The organism is Xylanivirga thermophila (genome assembly GCF_004138105.1).
Lineage (GTDB): Bacteria > Bacillota > Clostridia > Caldicoprobacterales > Xylanivirgaceae > Xylanivirga > Xylanivirga thermophila.
Window position 1 is genome coordinate 1 of the sequence record NZ_RXHQ01000053.1, and the last position, 8,019, is coordinate 8,019.

At 37.5% G+C, this 8,019-nt stretch carries 9 protein-coding genes and 1 riboswitch; all 9 genes read right to left on the reverse strand.

The genetic code is table 11. The features are described 5' to 3' along the window. Nucleotides 1–420 precede the first annotated feature (420 nt). Nucleotides 421–891 (reverse strand): peptide-methionine (S)-S-oxide reductase MsrA, encoded by a 471-nt coding sequence (gene msrA, locus EJN67_RS13505; RefSeq protein WP_129724965.1) that lies wholly within the window; start codon nt 889–891, stop codon nt 421–423. Between the two features lie 42 nt (nt 892–933). Then, the gene (locus EJN67_RS13510) at nt 934–1,281 is read right to left on the reverse strand and encodes a glucoamylase family protein (RefSeq protein ID WP_129724966.1); all 348 of its coding nucleotides are present in this window, start codon (nt 1,279–1,281) and stop codon (nt 934–936) included. Next, a complete protein-coding gene (locus tag EJN67_RS13515; RefSeq protein ID WP_129724967.1) occupies nt 1,256–1,483 on the reverse strand; it encodes a hypothetical protein in 228 nt (75 codons plus the stop codon). The genes EJN67_RS13510 and EJN67_RS13515 overlap by 26 nt, the downstream gene beginning before the upstream one ends. Before the next feature lie 23 nt (nt 1,484–1,506). Beyond that, nucleotides 1,507–2,292 carry an AAC(3) family N-acetyltransferase gene (locus tag EJN67_RS13520; RefSeq protein ID WP_129724968.1) on the reverse strand — a complete coding sequence of 262 codons (786 nt, stop codon included), beginning with the start codon at nt 2,290–2,292 and terminating at the stop codon, nt 1,507–1,509. A 130-nt stretch (nt 2,293–2,422) separates the two neighbouring features. After that, nucleotides 2,423–3,601, reverse strand: a complete 1,179-nt coding sequence (locus tag EJN67_RS13525) for a coenzyme F420-0:L-glutamate ligase (protein ID WP_129724969.1) — start codon at nt 3,599–3,601, stop codon at nt 2,423–2,425. Between the two features lie 109 nt (nt 3,602–3,710). Next, on the reverse strand, nt 3,711–4,358 hold the full coding sequence (gene thiE / locus EJN67_RS13530; RefSeq protein ID WP_129724970.1) for a thiamine phosphate synthase: 648 nt from the start codon (nt 4,356–4,358) through the stop codon (nt 3,711–3,713). Further along, nucleotides 4,348–5,190 (reverse strand): hydroxyethylthiazole kinase, encoded by an 843-nt coding sequence (gene thiM, locus EJN67_RS13535; protein ID WP_394347524.1) that lies wholly within the window; start codon nt 5,188–5,190, stop codon nt 4,348–4,350. The genes thiE and thiM overlap by 11 nt, the downstream gene beginning before the upstream one ends. Nucleotides 5,191–5,210: 20 nt before the next feature. Next, entirely contained in the window at nt 5,211–6,017 is an 807-nt protein-coding gene (gene thiD / locus EJN67_RS13540; protein ID WP_129724972.1) for a bifunctional hydroxymethylpyrimidine kinase/phosphomethylpyrimidine kinase, read from the reverse strand. Between the two features lie 36 nt (nt 6,018–6,053). Next, nucleotides 6,054–7,349, reverse strand: a complete 1,296-nt coding sequence (thiC, locus tag EJN67_RS13545) for a phosphomethylpyrimidine synthase ThiC (protein WP_129724973.1) — start codon at nt 7,347–7,349, stop codon at nt 6,054–6,056. Between the two features lie 99 nt (nt 7,350–7,448). Then, nucleotides 7,449–7,548, reverse strand: a riboswitch (TPP riboswitch). Between the last annotated feature and the right edge of the window lie 471 nt (nt 7,549–8,019).

Here is an 8,019-nt window from a genome sequence, read left to right on the forward strand (position 1 = left end):
GAAATTATTGCTCAGACCAAAAAATGAGCTGTATCACAACAACTTTATGATCAAAACAAAAAGCCCGTAGGCCTTGCAATATGCAGGGCCTAGGCCTTTTTTTCTGTTTTTTGCTGCGAAAGTCAAGATACATCCTGCTATACTTTTTATCAAGTATTTAAACAACCTAACAAATAGAGTTATATCTCAAATGTTGCTATAATAAATATATTAATTAAATAAAAATTTATGCATTTTTATCCTTAAGCCCATATTAATGGTTCATGGTGTGCCTTTTGTTATTTTTCTAACAATTAAAAGAATCTTTGTAATAACATTAAAAAATCTCCCATATATATTTTTTAAACATATAGGAGATTTTTTAGCTTAATACATCATATATAATATAAAAGAACTCATAAATAGTTTGATAAAGGCTCATCATAACTTTATATGACAATAACCATTAGGATTTTTCTTTAAATATCCTTGATGGTATTCCTCTGCATCATAGAAGCATAACAACGGCTTTATTTCTACTACAATAGGTTTTTTGTACTTCTCTTGTTCTTCTTCACGACTCTTAATAATAAATGGAAGATCAGTCTTATCAATATAGAATATACCAGTCCTATATTGACTGCCTATATCATTCCCTTGTCTGTCTACTATGGTAGGATCTATTATGCTCCAGTATTTAGCAAGAAGTGCCTCAATACCTATTAGATTCTCATTATATCTCACATAACAGCTTTCGGCATGCCCTGTATCGCCGGCACAAACTTCCTCATAGGTAGGATTGGGCTTAGTACCGTTTGCATATCCAACCTTTGTATATACTACCCCATCTATTCTAGACATAAATTCTTCTACTCCCCAAAAACAACCACCAGCAAAAACTATTTCTTTCAAAAAATCCTCTCCTTTATTTTTAAGTTCTATACTGGTAACATCCTATGCTACGCTAATTTTATTTTCCAACCTTTTGAATATTAGTGTACTTAAGCCTGATTTAATATATTCGTTTCCCATATATAAATTCCAAATAAGTCCACTTCGGTAGTTTTCTATCATAAGCAAAGTGATGCCCTTGTTTATCCCAATATACCACTTGGCAAACCAAGGTTTATTACCTTCCAAATTATATGCATCATAGAAGCCATAATCTCCCCATAACTCAGGGAATGTATTATACATGTAATTAAGGGCCTCTATAGTTTCTTTTGGAGCAAATGGTATAGAACCTGCCGGCCCACATGAAGGTATGGTACCATCATTATGCCCGTTCGTATCCCTGGTCATAAGTTATAAAACCTTGCTCAACACCAATAATAATGGCGCTTAAGCCAAAACCTACAGAGGCAATACTAGCCCGCCCAGGGTCAGTAGTTATATCAGCTATTAATCCATACCCCGGGCTTTTTGGGTCTGTATTAGCTTGTTCCCAAAAAAACCTGAAACAACCTTTTCGTTCTAGTTCTAATACCTTATCAAGTTTTTTCATTATTATCTCCACTTTTTATAGATTCAATGCTCAACAAACATATTATATAATTCAGTATCAATAGGAGTATTGTCAGAAAAAAGATCTGGCTTTACCTTTAGCATTTCAAAGAGTAAATTGGTCATCTCCTCTGTTTTGCAAATCCGTACCGCAGCATCTCCAAATGTACCCTTATACATTACTTTATTCTTTTCGAATATCTCTTCTACCTTGCAGAAATAATCCGACCAATATCCTGAATGCCTTCTTGAAGGTACAGATATCTCAGTTTCATCCGGCAATACTGTATAAAGTTGCTCATGGCTATCTGTAATTCTGCCCGGTATATCAGCCCATTCCTCTACCCCGTGCATAAATGTATTTCTTGTAAGATCCACCCCTATAAGCATTATAGTAGCCTTCCTGTCTAAAAGCTTACCCCAGCAAGATCCCCTAGCACAGGGAGTATCAAATTTTTCATCTCCCGCCACAAATTCCTTAGCATCCGCCCCCAAAGCCGCTACAGAGTGAGTTGGATGTAATGAACGGACCACTCCTGGGCGTTTCCTGAAAAGTTCCGTAAGTATACCTACACATGAAGGGGATTTATCCACGTAGAATCTAGGATTATCGGCATTTATATATGACCAGGTATGGGTAGGCAAAACCAATAAGCCTCCATCCATATATTGGGACAATGCATCCAATACGGTATCTGCTCCCCCTTCTACCTCTCCGATACTCTTCATAGATGAATGAACCAATAGAGTACCTGTTTTATCTATATTCAAATCATTCAGATCATTCAAAAGATCTTGTTTTGTATACATTCTTCTCCCGCCTTTCATTCTCCATTATACCAAAGTTTTAGCAAAATGTAACAGGTATAAAAAAGCAAAAGTCTATGAATTTTTTAGCATACTCCATAAACTTTTGCCTTATCATTGCTATATAAATATTTTAAGCGCTGTAATTATCAAAATATCCTTGTACCAATACAACAGGTGTGCCCTTATCACCGCTGCCGCTTACTAGATCACAAAGGCTGCCTAATAAGTCAGTAATCCGACGAGGCGTAGTACCTTGGGATGCGGCCTCACCTTTTAAATCTCCTGCTTTTTCCCGAATCATTTCGGTAATTCTCTGCTGTAGCTCCGAACTAGTCAAATCCTCACCAATATTATCGGCTAAATACTTGAGCTTCAATTCATTTGGGGTACCAGATAGACCTTCTGTATAGGCGGGAGCAACAACAGGGTCCGCTAGCTCCCAAATACCGCCAACAGGATCTTTAAAAGCACCATCACCATATATCATCACTTCTAAATGTTTTCCTGTAAGCTCAAACATCCTTTTCTGTAATTTGATTACAAACATCTCTCCATCTCTGGGGAAAAGTTTTACAGTAGCTTCCGTTGCCTTATTTGAGCCCAATATACCATACTGTGGATGAAAGCCACTTCCATTTACCGATTCAGTTAAAATATCATCCAACCCATATACCGTCTTGGCACCCCCCTGCTTCAACAGGCGTTTTGTACGATTTCTACTATGCACATCTGCAGCCAGTACATGATCGGTATATTTCAGTATAGCCCTTGGATCATTGGAAAAAATTATAGTAACATCTTCTGCCAATTCCTTGTAAAATTCTATATAGTTTACTCCTGTGAATGGATGTACTATATCCTGCCCAAAGTAATGATAAAAATCCTCTTCGGTTAATGTATCTGAGTATGGGTTTATACCGTTTTTATCCAAGTCATCCCAACTTATCAAGGGATTACCCACTTCATCTGAAGGATAGCTAAGCTGTAAAAATACCTTATCTACCCCATTTGCAATCCCTTTAAGAAGCAAAGAAAACCTATTACGGCTCATAATGGGGAAAACTACCCCTATCTCACCGCTTGGATACTTTTTTCTAACATCGGCTGCTATTTGATCAATCGTTGCATAATTGCCCTGTGCCCTTGCAACTACAGCCTCTGTCACACCTATAATATCCCTGTCATTTAGCTCATAGCCTTCAACCCTGCATGAGTCTAAAAGCGATTGTGCTACTATTTCTACTAGATCATCGCCCTTCTTTATTATAGGCAGTCGAATACCTTTAGCTTGTGTCCCTATTGTTCTCATCTAATCCACCTCTACTTCATCTCTTTATCCTTTTAGAGTGGCATTCATATTTATACCATATCTATTATAAACTATTTGAGACAATAGTCAAAATATTATTTCATATAAACTAAATTTTTTCTTTCATAAGGCCTATTTTACCTTTAAAATCTAGACACGTCTTCTTAATATCTTCTTTTGACAATATTGCCGATACCACTGCTATACCATCGATATCAGTATCTTTAAGATACCCTACATTATTTTCATTTATACCTCCAATGGCTACAACTGGAATTTTTACTTTTCGTTTGATTGTCTTAAGTTCTTCCAGACTTACATACTCTGCATCATCCTTTGTATTAGTTGCAAATATCGCTCCTACACCAATATAATCCGCCCCATCATTTTCTGCTTTCACAGCCTCATCTAATGTAGTAGCAGATACTCCCAGGATTCTATCTGGACCAAGCAGTTTTCTAGCTATTTTTGCAGGCATATCCTTTTGCCCTACATGAAGCCCCGCTGATTCTACTGCTAGGGCAATATCCAGCCTATCATTTATTATAAGAGGAATATTATATCGATCAGTGATAGTTTTAACCCTTTTGGCTATATTATAAAACTCTAATGTATCAATATCCTTTTCTCTTAGTTGCACAAGTGTAGCGCCTCCCAGAATAGCCTGCTCTACAGCCTGCTCTAGAGTAACATCTCTAATTAGTGACCTATCTGTTACTAAGTATAATGTATAATCTACTTGAGCTTTATCCGGCATACAACTCACCCCTCTCTAATATATCCTTTCCTTTCATCTGGTACACAGAGTCCATAATCTTTATCTTAAAGCTACCACTACCATCATCCCTTGATGTAAGCTTTTCATACCCTATCTCTCCCGCCAAACCCATGGTCAAGACTCCTGCCGCTGCTGCCAACAAATAATCATCCGTTACACCACAATATGCACCTATAAGAGAAGTACACATACATCCAGTCCCCGTTACCCTGGACATCATCTCATGGCCATTGTCTATAAAATAGGTTTCTGCGCCATTTGTTATGGTATCAGTAACGCCTGTTATTGCTACAACACAACCCAATCTATTGGATAGTCCTTTTCCAATGGCTTCTACATATTTTAGATCTCCCAATTGTGCAATATCATCGTCCGATGCATCTACTCCCTTGGTATTATGACCTATTCCGCTTATAGCCTTTATTTCTGAGATATTACCACGAATAATGGCAATATCCATTTCATTGATTATCCGATCTGCAATATGGCTTCTAAATGATGTCGCTCCCGCCCCAACAGGATCCAGTACTATCGGAATACCCTGCCTATTTGCCATTTTACCTGCCACTAGCATGGAATCTACAGTTCTAGCATTTAATGTACCCATATTTAAGACTAGGGCAGAAGAGATGGAGACCATCTCACTCACCTCTTCAATAGCATCTGCCATTATGGGAGAGCCTCCCAGTGCCAGTACTATATTAGCACAATCATTTGCAGTAACATAATTTGTAATATGATGTACCAGAGGACTTCTTGTCCTCACTTGCTCTAGAAGATCCGCTACTCCCTGTTTTACATCCATCTTAATTCCTCCCATACACTTTAGTATCAATCTATTTTGATACCTGCTTTTCTATAAAGCTCATAAAAATGATTTGTAGGCCCTACCCCTTTCCCTAACGATAAGGAATATTTTACTGCTAGAGTAATATAATCTTTGGCCTTTTTTACAGCCTCATCTATGCAAAAACCCAAAGCCAGATTTGAGGCTATAGCAGAAGATAGAGTACAACCTGTACCGTGGGTATTTTTAGTATTAATACGCTTACCTTCTAAATACTTCGCGTTTTTCCCATCGTATAGTAAATCTGTAGCATCACCAGGCATATGTCCCCCTTTAATCAGTACGTATTTAGGACCCATATCATATATTCTCTTTGCAGCCCACTCCATATCCTTGAACGTATCAATCCTTATTCCTGCTATCTCCTCCGCTTCTGGAATATTAGGGGTTATAACATAAGAAAGAGGCAAAATTTCCTTAACTAATGTATCTATGGCCATAGGATTTAATAATTTATATCCACTTTTAGACACCATAACAGGATCCAATACCAGATTTGTTGGTTTGTATATATTTAACTTTTCTGCAATTATCTCTATACTCTTAATTTGAGATACCATCCCAATCTTTACTGCATCTACCTCTATATCCTGAAAAATTGCATCTATCTGTTTGCCTATAATATCAGGGGTCATATCCTGTACATCGATGACCTTTTGAGTATTCTGAGCCGTAACTGCGGTTATTACACTCATTCCAAATACTCCATGGGCAGAGAATGTCTTAATATCTGCCTGTATACCTGCTCCACCGCTTGAGTCCGAACCTGCAATAGTAAGTGCCGTCTTCATGGATAAATTCACCTTCATCCTATTTTGATATTTTACTTAGATTATGCCCTCGCCCTTTATTAACTTGTTCATATTTCTAACTGCACATATCTTGCCACACATGGTACATGAATCTTTCTCTTCAGGAATAGACTCTTTCCTGTATCGTCTGGCCTTTTCAGGATCTATGGAGAGTTCAAACATCTTTTCCCAATCTAACTCCCGCCTTGCACAGCTCATCTTATAATCCCACTTTTCTACTCCATCTATCCCCTTGGCTAGATCACCTGAATGGGCAGCAATCTTTGTAGCTATGATACCTTCTTTCATATCATCCAAATTGGGAAGCCTTAAATGCTCTGCCGGGGTAACATAACAAAGGAAGTCTGCCCCATTTGCGGCTGCTATTGCACCACCTATTGCACTGGTAATATGATCATACCCAGGTGCTATATCAGTAACGATAGGACCTAGTACATAAAAAGGTGCTCCACCACAAAGTTTTTTCTCCAACATTACATTGGTAGCAATCTCATTCAACTTCATGTGCCCCGGTCCTTCTATTATAACTTGTACATTTTTCTCCCAAGCTCTTCTTGTAAGTTCTCCTAAAACTATCAATTCTCCTACTTGGCTGGCATCGGTAGAATCATATATGCTTCCTGGACGACATGCATCACCAAGGCTTATAGTGACATCATACTCAGCACATATATCCAGTATTTCATCAAAATATTCATAGAATGGATTTTCCTTTTTATTTAGCTCCATCCATGCATAGATTAGAGACCCACCCCTTGAAACTATATTAAGAAGCCTTTCATTTTCCTTAAAAGTCTTTATTGTATCCCTATTTATACCTGAATGGATGGTGATAAAGTCTACTCCATCTTGTGCATGTTTTTCTATAACCTTTATAAATTCATCACTGGTAATATTTTGCAGCTCTTTATCATAGAAACCCATAGCATCATATACGGGAACCGTACCAACTATGGCAGTAGACATATCAATTAATCTGGTTCTAAATTCCTCTGTCTTGCCGTAGGAACTTAAATCCATTATAGACTCAGCCTTCATTTCTATGGCCTTTTTCACCTTTTCCAGTTCTGCATCTATACTGCAGCAATCTTTTGACACACCTAGATTAACATTTATCTTGGTCTTAAGACCCTGTCCGATACCCTCAGGATCCAATGCCCTATGATTTTTATTTGCAGGTATTACTGCAGTTCCCGCTGCTATGCGTTCCATTAAAAGCTTTACATCCATATTTTCCTTTTTTGAGACTATTTTCATTTCTCCGGTTATTATGCCTTTTTTAGCGGCATCCATCTGAGTTGTATAATTCATTATCTGTTTCCTCCCTATATATGTCAGAGATGGATCTGGTTGAGTATTGATAGGATAACAAAAAGTGCTTACCAAAAGGTAAGCACATCTATAGCAATAAGCTAAAATGAATTTGCTTCCCTACGGTAGTATCAACTACGTCAGGTTCAAAGGGTCAGGTTTTACCTTCTCAACCAAAACGGTCCCCCTGCAAACATAAATTATATATTTGATTATATTTAGTATACTAGTCATCTACTATTTTGTAAAGTTAGTTTGTCATCTTTCCTTGTATAATTAGCATTGTATTAACCAGTGAATGAAATCACTGTCAAACCTGCAAATTTAATATTTAACCATATCACATAAAAGCAATCTTCCCTAAATATCAAATACATTTTTGGCTCCATATCTTAGCCAATTTGCCAGCACCTGTTGGCCTGAACCTTGACAACATGTATAATATTAACTGGACTTGGAGGGTTAATGAAATTCCTCCTGGGACGGGCCATATCGGACCGATTACCCGTAGTTAAGAGTATTAATCCATTCCGATAAGTCTATATGTTTTGGCTGGTTGAGGCCAGCTTTTTAGCTGGTTCCTCGTGTCACATGCAAGGTTATTTACTTACATGGAAAGGAATGGATACTTTAAGTCCAAATAATTTTAAAAGGAGATATTTAACATGAA

Bases quoted from the DNA above. Each gene is read 5' to 3' on its own strand.
- EJN67_RS13520 (WP_129724968.1), bottom strand. From the start codon at position 2,292: ATGTATACAAAACAAGATCTTTTGAATGATCTGAATGATTTGAATATA.
- EJN67_RS13515 (WP_129724967.1), bottom strand. From the start codon at position 1,483: ATGAAAAAACTTGATAAGGTATTAGAACTAGAACGAAAAGGTTGTTTC.
- thiE (WP_129724970.1), bottom strand. From the start codon at position 4,358: ATGCCGGATAAAGCTCAAGTAGATTATACATTATACTTAGTAACAGAT.
- thiD (WP_129724972.1), bottom strand. From the start codon at position 6,017: ATGAAGACGGCACTTACTATTGCAGGTTCGGACTCAAGCGGTGGAGCA.
- EJN67_RS13525 (WP_129724969.1), bottom strand. From the start codon at position 3,601: ATGAGAACAATAGGGACACAAGCTAAAGGTATTCGACTGCCTATAATA.
- thiC (WP_129724973.1), bottom strand. From the start codon at position 7,349: ATGAATTATACAACTCAGATGGATGCCGCTAAAAAAGGCATAATAACC.
- EJN67_RS13510 (WP_129724966.1), bottom strand. From the start codon at position 1,281: ATGACCAGGGATACGAACGGGCATAATGATGGTACCATACCTTCATGT.